The organism is Nonomuraea marmarensis (genome assembly GCF_043197025.1).
In the GTDB taxonomy this organism is placed as follows: domain Bacteria; phylum Actinomycetota; class Actinomycetes; order Streptosporangiales; family Streptosporangiaceae; genus Nonomuraea; species Nonomuraea marmarensis.
Genome location: NZ_JBICRM010000026.1, coordinates 1 through 18,808, shown reverse-complemented (window position 1 = coordinate 18,808; position 18,808 = coordinate 1). Strand labels below are relative to the sequence as shown.

Genomic DNA, 18,808 nt, shown 5'->3' with positions numbered 1-18,808 from the left:
TCTCCTTCAGCGATTTTCAGTGATGAGCTCGTCGGTGACCCACCGTGCGACGTCGGCGGGATAGGGCGCCGACAGCCCGAGGACGATGTGCCGGAAGCCGGCGTCGATCGCTTCGCCGATCGCGTCCCGGGTGGTGCCGGGCTGGTCGTAGGTGACGGGCAGGTGGATCGAGCGGGTGATCGAGGCGGGGTCGCGACCGATCTCGGTGCAGTAGCGGTCCAGCAGCGCGCTGCGGCTGACGACGTCGTCGATGTCGCCGCCGGGGATGTTCCACAGGTCGGCGTGCTCGGCGACCACGCGCAGCGTCGCAGACGAGCGTCCGCCGATGAGGATCGGCGGGTGGGGGCGCTGGACGGGCTTGGGGTTGCCGAACGCGCTGGTGACCTGGACGTAGGTGCCGTGGAAGTCGAACGGTTCAGCCTCGGTCCACAACCGCCGGATCACCGTGCACGCTTCGGCGAGGCTGCCCACGGCGTGGGCGGCGTCATGGAAGGGCAGGCCATGTGATTCGTACTCGCGCCGGGCCAAGGGCGAGCTGGGTCGTGAGCCGACGCCTATGCCGAAGTCGAGCCGTCCGCCGGAGATGATGTCGACGGTCGTGGCGATCTTGGCCAGCATCGCGGGCGGTCGGATGCGGTTGCTGGTCACGAGCACGCCGAGCCGCAGTCGTCGGGTCTGTGCGGCGAGGGCCGAGAGTAGTGTCCAGCCTTCGTAGGTCGTTCCGTTCGGGTCGCCGAAGATGGGCAGGAGGTGATCGAACAGCCATGCGTGTTCGATCTCCGGGATCGTGTCTGCCTCGCGCCAGACCCGCAGGACGTCGTGGTAGTCGACCTGTGATGGGGCGGTCATGATCCCGAAGCGAGGCCGGGTGGTGTGCGGCATTGGGGCGTTGGTCCTTTCGACACCGGCCGCGCCGACTGGGGCGCTGCCGAGGAGTAAACGGAACGCGTTTCCGGTGTGCGGGGGTCGACGCTCATCGCATCGGTTGACCCGCATGCCGGTGCGATCCGCAGGCCTGGCCGCGTTCTCTCCATTGTGGGAGAACTGTGGGTGAAACGTGGTGGCGATGCGCGGCTTGGTCGTCTGCCGGTGCTCTGGCATCATAGCTAAACGGAATCTGGTTCCGGCTACGATAGGGAACCTGGTTCCGTTTCGCAAGTCCGGCAATGGAGGGAGCGGCGCGGTGAACGACGGCGACGGAGGCGCGGGGCGTGCGGCCCCCCGTAAGCGGGCCGACGCCCGGCGCAACGAGAGGACGCTGCTCGACGCCGCCGCAGCCGTCTTCGTGACCTCGGGCGTCGAGGCGCCGGTGCGCGACATCGCGGCCAGGGCGGGAGTTGGGGTGGCCACGATCTACCGCCACTTCCCGACCCGAGCGGATCTCATCATCGCCGTCTACCGGCACCAGGTCGAGGCCTGCGCCGAGGCTGGTCCAGCCCTGCTGGCGGGCGTAGCGAGTCCTTACGCCGCACTGGGGCGATGGATCAACCTGTTCGTCGACTTCCTGGTCACCAAGCACGGACTCGCCGCCGTGCTCCACTCCGACGACGCCGGCTTCGACACGCTGCACGCCTACTTCATCGACCGGCTCGTGCCCGTGTGCGCCCAACTACTCGAAGCCGCGGCCGCCGCCCGCGAGATCCGCTCCGACGTCGACGCCCTCGAACTCATGCGCGGCGTCGGGAACCTCTGCATCGGCGCGGACAACGATCCCCACTACGACGCGCGGCGGCTGGTCGAATTCCTCATCTCAGGACTCCGCCTGCCGCACTAGAGCCTGTTTTCGATATTGATCTTCGTGTGACCTGAGATGTTCATGATCGTCGGGTGCGTGGGGATCTCAGTGATGAGCAGTGGGAGGTGCTGGAGCCGCTGCTGCCGGTCGCGGCCGGGCGGGGGCGTCCGGCCGTGCGGCAACCAGGCGCCTTACGGTTTCCCGGGACTGTGCGGACCGGGTTGTGCACAGATTCCACAGCCTCGTGCATTGGGGGCCGACGACACCCTGACCGAGGACTGGGAAGACTGGCCCTGCCGTGCTGGGGGCACTGAAAGAGTGCCTACTGCACAGGGCAGTTATGAAGGAGAGGGATGGCAGCGCCGTGACTGACGATGTCACCGCCCGCACGGGCGAGATGATCTGGACGCACAACACCTGGATGCGGTATGTCGCGACGGCCGCGGACACCGGGGGCCGGCTCGCGGTGCTCGAGCAGCGCCTCAGCCCGGCCGGTGACCCGCCCCGCCACGTGCACGCCAACGAAGACGAGGCGTTCTACGTCCTCGACGGGCGGCTGGCGGCCACCATCGGCGATGACACCACGGTCGCCGCCGGGCCGGGGGAGTTCGTATTCCTGCCCCGGGGGGTTCCGCACAGCCTGCACGTGCAGACCGCTGAGGTCCATTGCCTGGTGCTGCTCACCCCGGCCGGGTTTGAGCAGTTCTTCGCCGCCATCGGCCAGCCCGCCCCCGGCAGCGAGTTGCCCGAGCCCGCCACCCCCGACGTGGCGGCGGTCGCCGCCGCGGCCGCCCGCTACGGCGTCACCGTTCTGCCTCCCGGCTGACCAAGCCCGAAGGCCGTATGCCTGGCTGCCATGCCGTCCGGGCAGCGGTGAGCATAGGGCTCTGGCCATTTGCGTAACGTCAGATGGAGGGCTGCGATGGGCGGGATTACGTGCGGCCCAGCGTCGTCCGGGGGCGGTGCCGGTGAATCCGGCCAGCTGCAAGACGGCGATGGCGGTATTCCGGAGAGCGATCATGACCTGGGCGGATGTTCCCGCGCGCAGCCGCAGCTCCACCATGACACCGAACGAAGGCGCGGCCCCCGGCGGTGAAACCGGGTCGAGGGCACCGTGAAACCGGCGCCGCCGAAAGTGGGGCCATGAGCATCACAGAAACCCGTGCCGGGGGAGCCGATCTGGCCGTACGTACGGAAGGGCTGGTGAAGACGTTCGGCGAGCACCGGGCCGTGGACGGGATCGATCTGAACGTGCGCCCCGGTGAGATCTTCGGCGTCCTCGGGCCGAACGGCGCAGGCAAGACCACCATGCTGAGGATGCTGGCCACCCTGTTGAAGATCGACGCCGGTCGCGCCGAGGTCTTCGGGGTCGACGTGACGGCCAACCCGCACGTGATCCGGCAACTGGTCGGCGTCACCGGACAGTACGCCTCGGTCGACGAGAACCTGACCGCCCGCGAGAACCTCTGGCTCTTCAGCCGCCTGCAGGGGATTGCCGCACCGCGCGCCCGGCGGATCGCCGCCGAGCTGCTCGGCCAGTTCGGCCTGGAGGAGGCGGCGGACAAACCGATCGCGCAGTTCTCCGGCGGCATGCGCCGGCGCCTCGACCTGGCGGCCAGCCTGATCACCAGGCCACCGCTGATCTTCCTGGACGAGCCGACCACCGGGCTGGATCCGCGTACCCGCGGCCAGATGTGGGACACCATCCGCGGCCTGGTCGCCGACGGCTGCACGGTGCTGCTGACCACGCAGTACTTGGACGAGGCCGACCAGCTCGCCGATCGTGTCGCCGTCATCGACCACGGCCGGAAGGTGGCCGAGGGAACCCCTGACGAGCTGAAGACCGCGGTCGGCAACTCCACCCTGCAGTTGCTGCTCGCCGAACCTGGCGAGGTGCCCGCAGCTGTGGAGGTCATCCGGCGCGTCCTCGGCTCCGAGCCCGTCCTGAGCCCGGAGCGGGGCCGACTGAACGTGGCCCTCGAACAGGCCGACCTGGCCGCCGACGTACTGATCGGGCTGCGGACCGCCGGGGTCTCGATCTCGTCGGTGAGCGTGGCCAAGCCCAGCCTGGACGAGGTGTTCCTGGCCCTCACCGGCCACGAGACCGGTACGGAGGAGAACCGATGAGCACCGTGATCGCCCCGGCCCGTGAGACCGTACGGGCAGCTGACCGCGTGGCGACCGCCAAGCGGCGCGTCTCCATGGGGGAGACGTTCGCCCAGACCCTGACGATGGCGTGGCGGGCCCTCAAGAAGATGCTCCGCAACCCGGAGCAGTTCTTCGATGTGGCGCTGCAGCCGATCCTGTTCACCGCGATGTTCGCCTTCATCTTCGGCGGTGCCATCGCCGGCGACGTGGAGAGTTATCTGCCGCTGATGATCCCCGGCATCCTCGCACAGACCGTGCTGACGACGTGCATGGCGACCGGGACGCAACTGCGCGAGGACATGGAGAAGGGAGTTTTCGACCGGTTCAAGTCGTTGCCGATCGCCCGCATCGCGCCACTCGCCGGCCCCATGGTGGCCGACCTGCTGCGCTACACCATCGCGGCCACTCTGACGTTCGCCATGGGCCTGCTGATGGGCTATCGCCCCGGCGGAGGCGCGGGCGGCGTGCTCGCCGCGATCCTGCTGGCGATCTTCACGGGCTGGTCGCTGGCGTGGGTCTTCACCTGGGTCGGTACGATCGCCCGGAGCGCCCAGGCCGTGCAGGGCATCTCCATGATGATCCTTTTCCCGCTGACCTTCTTGTCGAACGCGTTCGTCCCCATCGACACCCTGCCGGACTGGCTTGCCGCCTTCGTCCGGATAAATCCGGTCTCACACCTGGTCACGGCCGCCCGCGACCTCGCCAACGACGCTCTCGTCAGCGGAGAGGTGGCCTGGACCATCCTGGCGTCCCTGATCGTCATCGCGCTCTTCGCGCCGCTGTCGGTACGCAGCTACAAGCGGCACATGTGACCCCCATCCGTCACGGCCCGAGATCTCCCCGACGAGCTTCCGCGCTTCGTCGAGGAGGTCGGAGCCGCGCCGATCGCCGTATTCGGCGCGTACGGCGGCGATCATCCCGGGCGCGGTTCTCTCCGCGTACGGTTCGATCCGCTCGAAGGTCATGCTGGGCATGCTGCTGTTGTAAGTGAACCGCTGGGCCAGCACCAGCAGTCCGACCGCGTGGTGGGGGGCCATGGCCCCCCGCAACAGTCCCCAGGCGCCGATCGCGAAGAGCATCGAGCCGCACACCGGATAGTCGAGCACGGGGCTTCCCCCGGTCAGCACGTCATGGATCCGGACGGTGGAGCAGGAGTGGAACAGCTCCTCGCCGTACCCGAGATCGTCCGGCCCGGCGTGGTACGCGTGCGCCGTCAGGGCTAGCGCCTCCGCGATGACCAGCCACGGCTCGAACTCCACCCGCGGCACCCCGGGCAGGCGCAGGTCGCGCGCCCGCTGGACGGCCACGCGGCATTCGGCGAGCGCGGCGGCCGTTTCTCCGCGCGCGAGGGCGAGCTCGGCCGCGCACAACGACACGATCGCCACCCCGCCGAGCACCGCTTCGTTGTCGTAAATCCGGGTGATCTCGGCGAGCTCGGCCTCCGCGGTCTCGAGGTCGCCGTCGGCGAGCGCGGAGACCAGCAGCACCGCGCGCAGCTGCGTCTCGTCGTCCGTGGCGCCGAGCCGGCTCAGCACCGGGATGGCGGTCCGCGCGTGCCCGACCGCCCGGTGGCGGTCACCGAGCTGCATGGTCAGGTGGGCCAGCACGGCGTGCATGATCGCCCCGAACCACGGTCCCTCGTTGTCGCGGAGCAGCGTCAGTGTCCGCTCGGCCGCCGCGATCGCCCTCGCCGCCTCGCCCGCGTTCTCCAGGGCATGGACGTACGTCTGCGACGCCATCAGCGCCACGTCGCGATCGGTGCTCTGGCACAGCTCATCGAGCCGGCGGCGCACCTCGGCCTCTTCGGGGGCGTCGCACGCCAGCACCACCGTGGTGGTCGCCGCCAGCCGGGAATCCGTCGTGTCGTCGGTGGGCAGCGCACGGAGGAGGTCGCGCAGCGGATCGCCACGGCGGTCGGCGATGATCATGATGTTCATGAGCGCGACCAGCACGGCCGCCCGGGTCACCTCGACGAGCTCCGGCGGCGGCACCCAGCCGGCGACAACCTGCGTGATCGCGTCCCCGTGCGCGAGAATCCTGGCGTGGTCGCCGCGGATCGACCACAGTGCGCCGACGCCGATCAGCAACTGGACCGTGGTGACGGGGTCGGACTCACCGAGCGCCTGACGGAGCAGATCGGCCAGGTTGCTCTCCTCGGCCCGCAACGCGTCGGCCGCCGCGAACTGCGACGGGCTGAACATCTCGGCGGCGTGTTCGAGGGCGTACGCCGTCGCCCAGGCCCGCAGCGCCGCCCGAGCCGGGGCCTCCTCACCGGCCTCCTTCAGCCGCATCCGGCCGAACTCCCTGACGGTCTCCAGCATCCGGTAGCGCAGGCCGTAAGCGGTCTCACGGACGCTCAGCAGCGACTGCTCGGCCAGCGCGTCCACGGCGTGCAGCGCTTCGGGGCCGAGCACCTGCTCGGCGGCGGCGAGCGTGAAGCCGTCGCCGAAGCGCGACAACCACCGCAGTGCCCGGCGTTCCGGCTCGTTCAGCAGATTCCACGACCAGTCGATGACCGCCAGCAGCGTCTGGTGCCGGTCCGGAGCCGTCCGGTTCCCGCCGCGCAGCAGGGAGAACCGGTCCGCCAGGCGCCGCGCGATCTCCTCCACGGACATCACCCGCACCTTGGCCGCGGCCAGCTCGATCGCGAGCGGCAACCCGTCGAGGCGGGCGACGATCTGCCCGACCCGCTCGTCGATCCGCACACCGGGGCGGGCCGCCGTGGCCCGCTGACGGAACAACTCCACCGCGTCGCCGGCGTCCAGCTCGCCGAGGAGGTAGACGCGTTCGGCGGGGATCGACAAGGGCGCGCGGGAAGTGACGAGCACCCGCAGGTCGCGCGTGGTCACGCTCAGGAAGGCCACCAGGTCGGCGACGGCCTCGATCACGTGCTCGCAGTTGTCCAGGATCAGCAGCGCGGGTGCCTGGTCGAGATGCTGGGCGATCCTGGCGCGCACGTCGGACCGCTGCTCGGCGGTCGGCGCCCAGCGCCCGCTGACCGAGTCGCGGACCCCGAGTGCCGAGCCCACCTCGCCGATCACACCCTCCGGCGAGGAGACGCCGACGAGTTCGACGAAGTGAGCGACGGGCTGCGCGGTGTTCCTGCCGACGACATGGGCCAGCCGCGTCTTGCCCAGCCCACCAGGACCGATGATGGAGACGACCCGGTTCGTCCGCAACAAGGCGTGCACCGCGCGGATGTCGCCGTCGCGGCCGAGCAGCGAGGAGCCGTCGAACAGGATGCCCTCGCGTACGGGGCGGTCGGTGGCGAGGAGTTCGGCGTGCACGCGAGCGAGCTCGGGCCCGGGATCGGCGCCGAGACGCTCGACCAGCTCCGCGCGATACCGTTTGTAGCGTTCCAGCGCCGCGCCGGCGCCGCGCACCGCCGCCTCGCTGCGCAGCAGGCAGGCGAGCAGTTCCTCGTCGTGCGGCCGGTCGGCCGCGACCTTCTCCAGCAACGGCAGAGCGCCCTCGTGATCGCCGCCTCGGCCGCGCGCGACGGCCGCCACGCGCCGCGCCTCGGCCAGCCGCCCGGCGGCGACGTCCCTCAGCTCGGCCAGCGCGCCCGCGGCGCCTTCCGGGCCGCCGGCCACGAGACCCAAGGCCTCCTCGGCGCGGCGGCGCGCGAGGGCCACGTCGTCCTCGCCCAGCGCGGCACGCGCCTGCTCCACCAGAGCGCCGAGCAGCAGCACGTCCACCTGCTCATCGGCCAGCTCGAGCCGGTAGCCGCGCGCGATCCGCACCACGGCGTCGGCGCAGGTCGCGGCCCGGGTCCGGGAAACGACGACCTGCAGCGCCTTCGTGGGGTTGGCTGGCGGCTCGTCCGGCCACAGCTCCTCGACCAGGCGTTCGTCACTGACCCCCGCCCGTCCGCGCATGGCGAGCACGGCCAGCAGGGTGGGCGCGCGCTCACCGACCACGCGCGCGCCTCGCCAGCGGACGCCGTCGAGCAGGACCAGTACGGGGGACACACCATCAGCTTACGGACGACTCACCGGGATCGAGCTATATCTGGTACGAGGACACCGGGCGCATGGTGCGGCCAGGGCGTCCTGTCGGCCCATCTGGTCGGCCGGTGACAGGCGTTCCACGGTGACGCCAGTCTCGGTGAAAGTGCGGGTCACCGTGGCGGCGGTGCACACTCAGAGGATCCGCAGCGGTGCGGCCGGCGTGCACTCCGGACGGGGTTCGAGGTGCGGTCGGCTGTTGCGGTTATTCGGTGGGCCGGCGTGCCTGTCTTACTTCGCGGTCGATGGCCCAGGCGTCCGCTACTGGGCCCACGTGCCCGAGCTTGTCGGGGTTGATCACCGAGCGGATCGTCTGGATCTGCCCGTCGAGCACATCGAGCGCCAGGATGTGGAGCACCTTGCCGTCCCGGTCGCGGAAGATCGCGCCCGGCTGGCCGTTGACCTCGTGCGGCTCGAACGTCACGTCGATCCCGGCCATCCGGGGGAAGACGGAGGCAAGCAGCCGGGCCACGTTCCCGGCGCCGATGACGGCCCTGGCCAGCTGCGGGGCCTTGCCGCCGCCGTCGCCGACCATCGATACGTCGGCGGCGAGCAGTTCCTGCAGGCCGGCGACGTCGCCTTCGCGGAGGGCGTCGAAGAACCGCGACGCCAGTTCCTCCCGCTCTTTGCGGACCGCTTCGAAGCGCGGCCGCCCGGCCTCCATATGCCGCCGCGCCCGCACCAGCAGCTGCCGGCACGCCGCCTCCGACCGCCCCACCGCCGCGGCGACCTCGTCGAACCCGAAGCCGAACACCTCCCGCAGCACAAACACCGCCCGCTCCAGCGGGCTGAGCCGCTCCAGCAGCAGCAACGCCGCCATCGACACCGAGTCCGCCAGCTCCACCGACCGCGCCGGATCCTGATACGGATCGCTCAGCAGCGGCTCGGGAAACCACGGACCCACGTACTGCTCCCGCCGCACCCGCGCGGAGCGCAGCACATCGATCGAGATCCGCGTCACCGCGGCCGACAGAAGAGCCTTGGTCGACGTGGGCCGGGTCGCCAAGCCGTCAAAGCGCAGCCATGTCTCCTGCACCGCGTCCTCGGCCTCACCCACACTGCCCAGAATCCGATAGGCGATCGAAAACAGCAGCGGCCGCAACTCCTCGAACTCCTCGACCTTGCTCACGCCGAATCGCCTCCCCTTGAACCCCTCTCACCCGCCCGTACTCGCTGACGCAGGCACCTTCTGGATCATCCGGACCACTGGCACGCCAGAGTAACGCCCCCGAGCCAGGGGCTCGGAGCCCGCAGCCGGGCTCCGAGCCAGTTGCTGATGCCGTTCAGTGGAACTGCCCGGGCTCGTAGTTGCCGGCCGGCTGCTGGGTGATGATGTTCAGCCGGTTCGCCGTGTTCATGAAGGAGACCAGGATCACCAGGGCGGTGAGCTGCTCCTCGTCGTAGTGCTTGGCGGCGTACGCCCACACCTCGTCGCTGACCCCACCGGCCGCATCCGCGACCCGGGTCCCCTCCTCTGCCAGTTCCAGCGCGGCACGCTCGGCCTCGGTGAAGACCGTGGCCTCCCGCCACGCCGCGACCAGGTTCAGCCGCACCGAGGTCTCGCCGGCAACGGCGGCCTCTTTGGTGTGCATGTCGATGCAGACGGCGCAGCCGTTGATCTGACTGACACGAAGCGCCACCAGCTCCTGCGTGGCGCTCGGCAGCGGCGAGTCCTTGAGCGCCTTGCCCGCCGACATGAAGTACTTGAGGACCTTGCCGGCGGTCGGGTCGGCGAAGAAGTTCAGTCGCGCGTCCATGGTGTACTCCTCTGTGCTCGTCGATGGCTACACCCCTGAGACGAGGTAGCCCGACCCCCTGTGACATGGACGAATGTGACCTGCGTCTCCCGACAGCCGAGCCCGGTCAACTCGGCGTCGATCTGCTGGGCGCGCTCCCGCGGCTTCGCCGCCTCATCTCGAGCTCAGGTCACCCTATGCCGGGCCTGGGCGAGGCGATCGGCGGCCACCGCCAACCTCGATGGCGCCGACCTGGGCATCGAGCTGGTCGCGTCTGGCGGCGAGCCCGCGTTCGGCCCGGCCGCCGCACCGTGATCACCTGCGGCGGCGGCCGGGTCCCGGCTTTCCTGCCAGCGGGCCAGCGCCTCCCGCGACGATGACGTCGACCGCGCCGCCCTTGCGCCCTACCTTCGCCCGCCGGTTGCGCAGGTCGAGGTCGGCGACGTCCAGGGCGAGGACCTCCTCCGCTCTGGCCGCCGACTCACACGGCAGCTGCCACAGCCCCCGCTCGCGCAGGGAAGGCCGGGGTGGGTCAGCAGCTCCTCCACTTCAGCCCGGGGCAGCGCCCGGGTCCGGTCTGGTGTGCGCGCTCGGCGGCGGAGGCGGTCCGGGTCAGGGCGAGCCGGGTGAAGGCGTACCGGCTCAGGGAAAGGAACCAACCGGCATGCGAGCTAGTGGCAGGCGACGCCGGTGAGGCTACGGCGACCGTTGTAGCTCTCGTGAGGGCCAGTGGCGTCCTCGTGCATGGCGTGGATGCTCAGGCACATGTTCTTGCCGTAGACCTTGATCGGGCCGGCATAGTACTTGAAACTGCCCTGCTCCTTGTCGTAGTTGTTCTTCACGGCATCCTCGGCGAAGCGCTCGTTGTACATCTCGATGAACAGCGGGGTCTTCTCGCCGTAGCGGGCCTGTCCCGGGCGCTTGGCCAGGACGGCGCAGTTCCAGCCGCTGGCCGGGTTGTAGAACAGCTTGATGTCGCTGCGGTAGTACGTCTCGCCGGTGAGAAGGTCCTTCAGCGGCACTCGCCAGCTTCCGACGAGGCTGCCGCGGCAGCCGTAGGCGCCCGCGTTCGCCGCTGAGGGAACCGCGATCGCCGCCGCCGAGACGGTCGTTGTCGCCGTGAGGATCGTGAGAATTCGCTTGAACGTGCTGTTGCTCATGGTGTGACGGCGGGCCTGCTTGTCCGATGGGGCGTAGCCCGGCCCGTTGTCCCGCCGCTGGGCTTTCGCCGTTTCCTGTCAATCCTCTGGACGTCTGCCTCGAAAGTCTGTGGCGCAATGCACACTGAGCCACCTTTTCGTCCGAGGCGCGGGGTGCGCTGGCGCACCCCGCACACGATCGTTAAGAGAGGTTCATGGCCTGTTCCACCGTGGCGTAGGTGGGCAGGTGCACGTCGACTCGGCGGCCAAGCCGTCGCGGGTGCCGGCGACGATGAGCTCGCGGATGAACTCGGCCAGGGCGGCGAAGACGTGGAAGATGAGGCGTCCGCCGGGGGTGGTGGTGAGTTTCTTCGGCCGCCGCGCGGCGGCCTCGAGCGCGCGATGCCGTGCAGCGGGTTGTCGCGCTGGCAGTCGTTGGTGGCCCACGGTCCATTGGGGCTCTCCCGTCCGGTCGGTGATTCCTGCTACCCAGCCGCTGCCGGAGTCACGGTCAGGTGTAAGTGATCGCGTAGTCGGAGAAGATCCTGTGCGACATCGCCGACGTGGTGGGCGAGCTGGTCGAGGTTCGGCCGCAGCGTGGGGTCGATCCGCGAGTCGGCCTGGTAGATACGTCTGGCCAGCTGCCAAAGATCGGTGGAGCAAGCAGTGAGGGTGGCTAGGACTTCTTCTGCGGCCTGGCGTTGGTCAGTGTCCATGTTCGAGCCTTCCTTGGGGCGGGGAGTCCGGCCCTCCGCCGGCGGGACCGGCGGAGGGTGTTTCAGGTGCCCATCTCGTCAGGGGTGGCTGGCGCGGCGATACTCGTGTCGCTCAGGGGGTGAGGGATTTCGACCTTCAGCGCGTCGGCGACGAGGTGCGCGAACCAGGTCGCCATCCGCTTGACCTGGCCGGGTATCCAGATGCGGATCTCCATCGCCGCGTACATGGTGATCATCGCGCTACTCACCACAAGCTTGTGCGGAGCATCGGCTAGGGCGAGCACGGCGGCTTGATGGATACCGAACTTGTCGGCGCACAGGTACATGGCGGTCGCTGTGACCAGGCCGAAAAGGGTCGGTATACGGGGAAGCTTCAGGCGGTTGGCCGCCCAGGCGAGCACAATCCCGATCGGCACGCACGCATAGACGGTGATTCGCCCCTGCTCGGGCCAGAGCGCTCCGCTGGCCAGCCACGCTGGTTGAAGGGCCACCCACGCCTGAAAGGTGGTTCTTTCCTTGGAAAGCCCTTTCATTCGGGAAGCGGGGGACGAGGCATGGCCAGTGGCATCTGTGGGGGACATTGTTCTGGGGGAAAACTCAACGTCTGGACCCGGGGGGCAGCCTGCGGTAACGTCGAGCCTAGAGAGTGACATATTAGCGGCCCTTTCACAGCGCTGATCTGTCTTCAGGTCGAGCCCGAGTGGAGATCGGACACGGCCTGGTTCTCTGTGCAGCGGCCTTCCGGACCATTGTGGATCAGGAAGGCCGCTTTATTTGTTTGAAGACACTCACACTGCCTTATGTGGGATGGTGCGTCAACGGCCGCGGGGGTGCTCTTTTCGCCGAAATCTCGGCTGATGTGCAGGTCAGCGCCCTGTGTTGTGATCGAAACTCGCGATCATGAATCGCGCGTCAACGGCTATTCGGCGGGCGCGACAACACTTTTTCTGAATGGCGGCAACACCTCTCTTAGTTCGATTGCTTTTTCTTGGTAGATTTGCGGAGTGCTCTCCGCCGACCCCGTCGATCCCCTCCCTAAAGGGAAGATCACTAATATCGCTGATGCTGATCAACTCCTGCATTACGCGGCACAGGCGCAGTTCGCGAAGATCGGTTTTTCGCAGAACAACATCGCCGAGCTGTTGGTGCTGGACAAGGGCGGCCTGTCCAAGAAGATCCACAAGATGGACGTGAAGACGGCCAAGCAGTTGGACGCGATCATCATTGCTCTCGCCCCAGAGATGGATCGTTCCGGCGGGCTCGGCTCGCTGGCCGTGCGCTTGCGCGGACTGGAGAACATCACCGGGACGGGTGCCGAGATCCCTGCACCCTGGACCAGGGAGTTGCTGAAGCGACCCGCCGACGACGAGTTCGGGGTGCTCACCCAGGCCTCGGCGCTGCTGTCGATGTTCCGGGCATTGCAGGACACCCCGCACGAGGTCCGGATGAAGTTCAGGATCGACACCAAGGAGATGATCGATCGCTATCGCGAGGAGATCAGGAAGCTGGTTGATCAGCTACTGCTCATCGGGGGATCGCCGCCGACCCCCCGCAACATCGACGCACTGGTCCTGCTCGGCAGCATCGGCGCGCACGCCTTCGATCTGCCCGAGACTGGTCTGCAGACCGGCCTGGAGTGGGCCCTGCGAGACATGCCGCTGGGGTTTCGCGCATGGCGCGCAGTGACGAAGTTAGTGCATTTGAGCAGGAGCTTGAAACTTGAACCCGAGGAGCTCAAATACTGGGTGAAGCAGTATCTCGAAGAGGCGGAAGAGCTCAGGGAGGTGAGCCTATATCCCGGACGATCACTTGACCTGGAATTAGCGATCACTGTCCCGCTGGAGTGGTCGCCGCCAGGCGAAGACTGGGCAGGCGCAGTCCTGCTCGCCCGAGCGCGTAACACCGAGGCCACCGTGCGCGAACGAGGCACCGCAGCACTAGGCCTCTGGGAACGGACGGTCAGGAACCAGACCGGGGATCGGGACGAGGTCAGAAAGCATCTCGAAAAACTGATCGTCGACTACACGAACGAGGCCGAAGAGAAAGGCGCCGCTACCGGCCTGCGATGGGTGGCCACGACCCTACGGCACCTGCTCGACACAGGTGAGGCCGTCTGCATCACCTGGCCCGAGGGCCACGCGCCGTGCCGACAGGTGGTGGCGGATGGAGCCGCGCACCTGAAAACGGAGGGCATACCGGACAACATCCTCGAGAACACGATCACACTGTTCGAGCATGCTCTTCTGCAAAATGCCGGAGTGCACCGCCGCCAGGCGATCGATACACTCCTGACCGGCGGCTGGGCGCGTCCGGTTACCAGAGCGCTGGAGCGCGTGCTCAAGCACGAGAAAGCAGAGTCATGGCTTCGCTGCCGGGCACTGTTCGCACTCGGCTTCCTACAGGTGCGCGACGCCGGCGTCGTCGAGATCCTCAAGGACGCCTGTATCAAGGCCCACACAACGCTAGCGACCGACCAGATCGTGACCAAGCCACGAGTCTCGGAACTTCACGCTGGTCTCTGCGCCGTCGCGGACTGCTTCGGTGCCACTGGTTCGGAGGTCCAGGCGAACAACATCCGGCGCAGCCTGGACAAGACGCTCAGAGCGATCGTGTACAACAGTCCACACCGCAGCGAGCCCGCCTTCTACCCCGTCTTCCGGGCAACCGCCTACGTGCTACTCGTCACCGCACAGCCGCGCGTCAACGGGGAACACGACATGTCCCAGGAACTGCTCGAGCACCTGACCGACCATCCTGATGAGGTGACGAGCCGACTTAGCACATGGGCGTTAGCCTTCCGCTTCGCCGACGACGGCACGATCAGGCCGCTGCACCAAGCACCTCTGCACATCAAGAAGCGCCCATCCAAACAAGATCCAACCGACGACGCTTGAAACCCCACTTTGTGCGATCCGCACCATCACGCTGCTGCGCTATCTGTCGGGCCCACCAACTGCGCGAGACCTTCCTTGGAGGCCGGCGAGCGTGAGCGCCTGGCCGCCGCGATCGCAGAGGTACAGCGCGCGCTCACCACGGTCACCACGGTGACTTACTCGGCTGCCGGCGACGCGGCGTGGCTGGCGCACACGATGCTCCTAACCCCGTGGGCCTAGTGTTTGCGTACGATCCCGCACCACTGGTCGACCTCGACCGGCAGGCTGCCGTCGTACTCCGGCTCGGGGCGCCACCGTGAGCACGAGACCCAGCCCGGTTCCACCACCTCAAGGCCGTCGAAGAACTCGGCGATCCGCTCGGGGGTCCGCAGCTTCAGTTTCGGCTGGGCGTCGATGTTCCATACGCGGACCGCTTCGGCGGTGGCCTCGCCGTTGACCGCTGTGGTGGTGTTGGCCACCGCAACATAGCTCCCGGACGGCACCGCGGCCAGCAGCCGGTCGATGATCCGCTGCAGCTCATCGTCATCGCTGATGAAATGCATGACGCCCAGCAGCATGATCGCCACCGGCTGGGAGAAGTCCAGCGTCTTGGCCGCCTCCCGCAGGATGGTGTCCGGGTCGTGCAAGTCGGCGTCGATGTAGTCGGTGGAGCCTTCCGCGGAGCTGGTCAGCAGGGCTCGTGCGTGCACCAGCACCAGCGGATCGTTGTCGACGTACACGATCCGCGACTCGGGGGCCACCCGCTGCGCGACCTCGTGGGTGTTGTCCTGGGTCGGCAGCCCGGTGCCGATGTCGAGGAACTGCCGGATCCCCACCTCGGCGGCCAGGTACCGCACAGCCCGCCCCAAAAACAGCCGGTCGGCCCGCGCCAGCTCGATCACCACTGGAAAGATCTCCCGAACCCGGTCCCCGACCTCCCGATCCGCGGCGAAATTGTCCTTACCCCCCAGCCAGTAATTCCAGATCCGTGCCGTGTGCGGCACGTGTGACCGGATTTTGTCCGTAATGACGGATTCGTCGGTCATCATCAGCCCTTCCATGAACTGTGGGGAAGCCACCAAATTGCCGGGTTCTCAGTGTAGGCCGAGGTAACGTCGGCCAGCGGACTCCGCGACGTATCCGGGTGGATTTTTGATCTAGGACGCGTGTGGGCTCGGTCAAAGCCGCTGGTATGTCGCGGTGCGCAACATAATGCCACCAATGCGTGACCGTACTTCCCGACCACCGCGACAGCCGGCGCGGCGGCCGTGGAGCAGAAGACGTTCGTCTGGCGCTATTTTCAGTCCTCCGGCTCATGCACGATCCAGCCCGGCGCCACGTGGACGCTGTACTCCAACGGCACGGCGCGCCTGGACGTGACGGTCTCCAGTCTTCGACGGCGACGACGCCTGGCTGGATTCGTGTCTGAAGCCCTGAACGGACGCCTTCCGCGTGCCCAAACCTCCCGCAGTGATATGGACGCGAGCCCACCACGGCGAGATGGTTACCCACAGCCACGGGCGATGCGGTCGGACGGCCTGTGCTAGCCGCAGGCCTTCGGTGTGGTGCCGCTGCCCTTGTTGGCACGGCCGGCCCCGGTCGTCACACTGCCGGTGGCCTTGGCGCAGACGCCGCTGGGGGCGTAGACCATGTTGCCCCAGTGGTGCCCGCCGTTCCCGGGACGGTAGCTGAAGGATCTGCTCTTCTTGCTGGTATAGACCGTGATCTCGCCGAAACCGCTCTTGGAGACCGACACCTCGCCCCAGTTGGTGCCGCAGCGACGAGAGTAGAACAGCCGGATCGTGCCCAGCCTGTCACCGACTTCGTTCTTCAGCGAGGCCTTCTTCCCGGTGTTCACCTTGGTGTTGGCGCACCCGGTCCTGTAGGGATCCTTTCCGTCGTACGGTTGAGCGTTCGCTGGTCCTGTGGTCATCACGATCGATGAGATCACCGCTACGGACACCGCAACCGCTGCTACACGGATCTTCACGTCGAACCGACTCCTTTCCGAGAAGCCCGGGGCACGCGAGGACGGCCAGAGAGCACTCCGCATTGCCCAGGGCTCTTTCTGGTGACGACGGCTTCCCACACCCCACGCTGACCCCGTGGATTGGTCCGATCCGAACCCGGGTACCGTCGCCGACGGATTGAAATGCCTCACTCACCACGTGGCCATTTGTCGACGCCGGCTTGAAGCAGGGGCCCCTCCGGGCCCGCCGACCGATCTACGACGTGGGCCACTCAGACCGTGAGGTCAGGGTTGTCGTCAACACGCCGCCAGATGGTTGAACTTGCCGGGCGTCTTGTAGTAGAAGGCCCGATATTGACCATCTCCAATAGTCCAGCACGGTCCATCGGGCCACCAGTCGACGATCGCCCTCACTCGCTTCGTGCTGCCGCACTTGCTCTTGATCTTGACACCACGGTTGAAGCCACCGTTGTCGATCCAGAGGTCGTAGCAGGGGATCTTTGCGCCGACCTTGCCGGCCGGGTTTACGGACTGTGCGGCGGCTACCTGTTGGCTCGCGCTGGTCGTCTGGCTGGCGGCCGTCGTGGTGCTTGGGGCTGCTTCGGCCGTGCCGCTCATGATCCCGGCGGCAAGGGCAGCGCCCGTTCCGAAGGCGGCCATCTTCCTGATGATGGAGGGAACGGTGTTGTTGCTCATGGTATGACGGCGGGCCTGCTTGTCCGATTGGCGTAGCCCGGCCCGTTGTCCCGTCTCTGGGCATTCGCCGTTTCACTGTCCACCCTCTGGACGTCCGCCTCGAAAGTCTGTGTCGAAATGCACGCTGGACTATTTTTCGTCCGAGACGCCCATGCGAACCTGTACGGCCGACTGGAGCTCGACATGAGTAAGCACCAAGACTTTGGGCGTTCAGAGCGCGGCCTGACGGCGTGGCCTGGACAAAACCGCAAATGGGCGCGTCGGGCGGACGGTCAGCCTTGCCGAGGGCGACGCAGGAGGGCGGCGGCCGCACGTGAGGCAAGCTGCGGCTGGCCGGTGACCAGTCTCTGATCATGTGAAGGCGTAGGCGACGAACAACGCGGTGGGGATGGCCACGCCGGCCCAGCGCTTGTGCTCGGTTGACAGGGCAGGCCAGCGGTTGGCCGTGAGGACCACTCCAGCAGCTAGGATTCCCACGCCCACGACCCAGAGTAGGGGCGGGACCACAGTCCAGGCACCGACCTGGCGGCCGAGCAAGCACATCCGCCAGGACTCGCACAGGGTCGTCGCTTCGACCGTGCGATGCGACCGAAATGTAACAGTGTGTAGCGATCTCGGGGTAGCGAGGACGCACGGGCTTGTTGATGAGATCGACAAACCGTTGAAGCTGACACTGCTCAACTTCTGTCCATCGTGGCTGTGGAGCTGGCCACCGCCGCGCCCTACTCCAACCCCCGTACGGTCACCCCTGACGGAATCGAGGCCCTGCTGGCCGACGCCTGGCCCGGCCACCGCCCCGCGCCGTCGAACCCGCTCGCCGCGCAGCTGAACGCCCTGCTCGGCCAGGTCACCGCCAGCTTCGACCGCGCTCCGAATCCACGGACCCGCGACCTGCTCGTCGACCTCGTGCGCCGGTTGCACGGCTTCGCCGCCGACAACGACCTGACGGAATCCGAGTGGCACCACGCCATCGACTTCCTCACCCGCACCGGACAGATCAGCAGCCCGACCAGGCAGGAGTTCATCCTGCTCTCGGACACCCTCGGCGTCTCCAGCGCGGTGGACCTGCTCACCAACTCGCGCACCCCCGGCACCACCCCTTCAGCCGTGCTCGGCCCGTTCTACGTCGGGGGACCGCCGCCGCGCGAGCACGGCGCCGACATCGCCGACGGGGGTTCACCGACACCGAGGGTACGCCCCTGGCGGGCGCCGTCGTCGATGTCTGGCAGTCCAACGACGACGGCTTCTACGACGTCCAGCTGCCCGACCTGGACGGCCCCGTGCTGCGGGCCCGCTTCACCAGCGACGACGACGGCCGGCTGACCTTCTGGACCATCCTGCCCGTGGCGTACCCCATCCCCGACCTGCCCGTGGCGTACCTCATCCCCGACGACGGCCCTGTAGGGCAGCTGCTCAAGGACACCGGCCGCCATCCCTACCGCGCCCCGCACCTCCACTTCATGATCAGCGCACCCGGCATGCGAACCCTGGTCACCCAGCTCTTCGTCGCCGGTGGCGACTACATCGACGGCGACACCGTCTTCGGCGTCAAGGACGAGCTGATCGTCGACCTCCCCGCGCACAAGGGACCGACCCCCGACGGCCGTCCGGTGAACGGCCCTTGGCGCCGCGTGGACTACATCTTCCGCCTCGCCGTCGTTGGCTAGCCCGGTTCTTCGCATGTAGGTGAACGCTGTCGCTGACGGGTCGTGTGGATCATGGTGTGTGGATCATAGGGTCAGCCAGCGGGGGCGGGTGGGGTCGACGTTCAGCAGGTTCAGGAGTTGGT

The 18,808-nt window shown here is 67.7% G+C and carries 17 protein-coding genes and 2 pseudogenes; 8 read left to right on the top strand and 11 right to left on the bottom strand.

What is annotated here, in order from left to right; translation table 11 throughout:
- Positions 1-6 precede the first annotated feature (6 nt).
- Positions 7-849, bottom strand: coding sequence for an LLM class flavin-dependent oxidoreductase (locus tag ACFLIM_RS33625; protein ID WP_393172396.1), 843 nt, complete (start codon positions 847-849; stop codon positions 7-9).
- A gap of 334 nt (positions 850-1,183) precedes the next feature.
- Here ACFLIM_RS33625 and ACFLIM_RS33620 point away from each other — a divergent pair, with 334 nt between their 5' ends.
- From ACFLIM_RS33620 to ACFLIM_RS33605, 4 genes are all read left to right on the top strand, one after another.
- Complete coding sequence (locus ACFLIM_RS33620; protein ID WP_393172395.1) at positions 1,184-1,774, top strand: TetR/AcrR family transcriptional regulator; 591 nt, start codon at positions 1,184-1,186, stop codon at positions 1,772-1,774.
- Between the two features lie 325 nt (positions 1,775-2,099).
- On the top strand, positions 2,100-2,561 hold the full coding sequence (locus ACFLIM_RS33615) for a cupin domain-containing protein (RefSeq protein WP_393172394.1): 462 nt from the start codon (positions 2,100-2,102) through the stop codon (positions 2,559-2,561).
- 317 nt (positions 2,562-2,878) lie between these two features.
- The gene (locus tag ACFLIM_RS33610; RefSeq protein ID WP_393172393.1) at positions 2,879-3,862 is read left to right on the top strand and encodes an ATP-binding cassette domain-containing protein; all 984 of its coding nucleotides are present in this window, start codon (positions 2,879-2,881) and stop codon (positions 3,860-3,862) included.
- On the top strand, positions 3,859-4,695 hold the full coding sequence (locus ACFLIM_RS33605; RefSeq protein ID WP_393172392.1) for an ABC transporter permease: 837 nt from the start codon (positions 3,859-3,861) through the stop codon (positions 4,693-4,695). Before ACFLIM_RS33610 ends, ACFLIM_RS33605 begins: the two co-directional genes overlap by 4 nt.
- A 1,698-nt stretch (positions 4,696-6,393) precedes the next feature.
- On the opposite strand, the pseudogene ACFLIM_RS33600 reads toward ACFLIM_RS33605, so the two are convergent.
- From ACFLIM_RS33600 to ACFLIM_RS33590, 3 genes and pseudogenes are all read right to left on the bottom strand, one after another.
- Positions 6,394-7,761 (bottom strand): annotated as a pseudogene (locus tag ACFLIM_RS33600) (ATP-binding protein); the annotation flags it as partial.
- A gap of 334 nt (positions 7,762-8,095) precedes the next feature.
- On the bottom strand, positions 8,096-9,019 hold the full coding sequence (locus ACFLIM_RS33595; RefSeq protein ID WP_393172391.1) for an RNA polymerase sigma-70 factor: 924 nt from the start codon (positions 9,017-9,019) through the stop codon (positions 8,096-8,098).
- Positions 9,020-9,173: 154 nt separating this feature from the next.
- Complete coding sequence (locus ACFLIM_RS33590) at positions 9,174-9,647, bottom strand: carboxymuconolactone decarboxylase family protein (protein ID WP_393172390.1); 474 nt, start codon at positions 9,645-9,647, stop codon at positions 9,174-9,176.
- Positions 9,648-9,707: 60 nt separating this feature from the next.
- Between ACFLIM_RS33590 and ACFLIM_RS33585 the strand changes: the two genes are divergently transcribed.
- Positions 9,708-9,941, top strand: coding sequence for a hypothetical protein (locus ACFLIM_RS33585; RefSeq protein ID WP_393172389.1), 234 nt, complete (start codon positions 9,708-9,710; stop codon positions 9,939-9,941).
- A 356-nt stretch (positions 9,942-10,297) separates the two neighbouring features.
- On the opposite strand, the gene ACFLIM_RS33580 is transcribed toward ACFLIM_RS33585, so the two are convergent.
- The 3 genes from ACFLIM_RS33580 to ACFLIM_RS33570 all read right to left on the bottom strand — a co-directional run bounded on the left by ACFLIM_RS33580 (position 10,298) and on the right by ACFLIM_RS33570 (position 12,014).
- On the bottom strand, positions 10,298-10,786 hold the full coding sequence (locus tag ACFLIM_RS33580) for a hypothetical protein (RefSeq protein WP_393172388.1): 489 nt from the start codon (positions 10,784-10,786) through the stop codon (positions 10,298-10,300).
- Between the two features lie 192 nt (positions 10,787-10,978).
- Positions 10,979-11,212, bottom strand: coding sequence for a recombinase family protein (locus ACFLIM_RS50385; RefSeq protein ID WP_449291489.1), 234 nt, complete (start codon positions 11,210-11,212; stop codon positions 10,979-10,981).
- Between the two features lie 331 nt (positions 11,213-11,543).
- On the bottom strand, positions 11,544-12,014 hold the full coding sequence (locus tag ACFLIM_RS33570) for a hypothetical protein (RefSeq protein WP_393172387.1): 471 nt from the start codon (positions 12,012-12,014) through the stop codon (positions 11,544-11,546).
- A 471-nt stretch (positions 12,015-12,485) separates the two neighbouring features.
- Between ACFLIM_RS33570 and ACFLIM_RS33565 the strand changes: the two genes are divergently transcribed.
- On the top strand, positions 12,486-14,375 hold the full coding sequence (locus ACFLIM_RS33565; RefSeq protein ID WP_393172386.1) for a hypothetical protein: 1,890 nt from the start codon (positions 12,486-12,488) through the stop codon (positions 14,373-14,375).
- Between the two features lie 215 nt (positions 14,376-14,590).
- Here ACFLIM_RS33565 and ACFLIM_RS33560 read toward each other — a convergent pair whose 3' ends face one another.
- From ACFLIM_RS33560 to ACFLIM_RS33545, 4 genes are all read right to left on the bottom strand, one after another.
- Entirely contained in the window at positions 14,591-15,400 is an 810-nt protein-coding gene (locus tag ACFLIM_RS33560) for an SAM-dependent methyltransferase (RefSeq protein ID WP_393172513.1), read from the bottom strand.
- Between the two features lie 497 nt (positions 15,401-15,897).
- Positions 15,898-16,287 (bottom strand): DUF2690 domain-containing protein, encoded by a 390-nt coding sequence (locus tag ACFLIM_RS33555; protein WP_393172385.1) that lies wholly within the window; start codon positions 16,285-16,287, stop codon positions 15,898-15,900.
- Positions 16,288-16,620: 333 nt separating this feature from the next.
- Positions 16,621-17,019, bottom strand: coding sequence for a hypothetical protein (locus ACFLIM_RS33550; protein WP_393172384.1), 399 nt, complete (start codon positions 17,017-17,019; stop codon positions 16,621-16,623).
- 351 nt (positions 17,020-17,370) lie between these two features.
- Positions 17,371-17,502 (bottom strand): hypothetical protein, encoded by a 132-nt coding sequence (locus ACFLIM_RS33545; protein ID WP_393172383.1) that lies wholly within the window; start codon positions 17,500-17,502, stop codon positions 17,371-17,373.
- Between the two features lie 210 nt (positions 17,503-17,712).
- Between ACFLIM_RS33545 and ACFLIM_RS33540 the strand changes: the two are divergent.
- Positions 17,713-18,051: pseudogene (locus ACFLIM_RS33540) on the top strand (dioxygenase); the annotation flags it as partial.
- Positions 17,976-18,686: a dioxygenase family protein gene (locus ACFLIM_RS33535; RefSeq protein WP_393172382.1), complete on the top strand. Its 711-nt coding sequence runs from the start codon at positions 17,976-17,978 to the stop codon at positions 18,684-18,686. The pseudogene ACFLIM_RS33540 and the gene ACFLIM_RS33535, both read left to right, overlap by 76 nt.
- Positions 18,687-18,808: the final 122 nt, after the last annotated feature.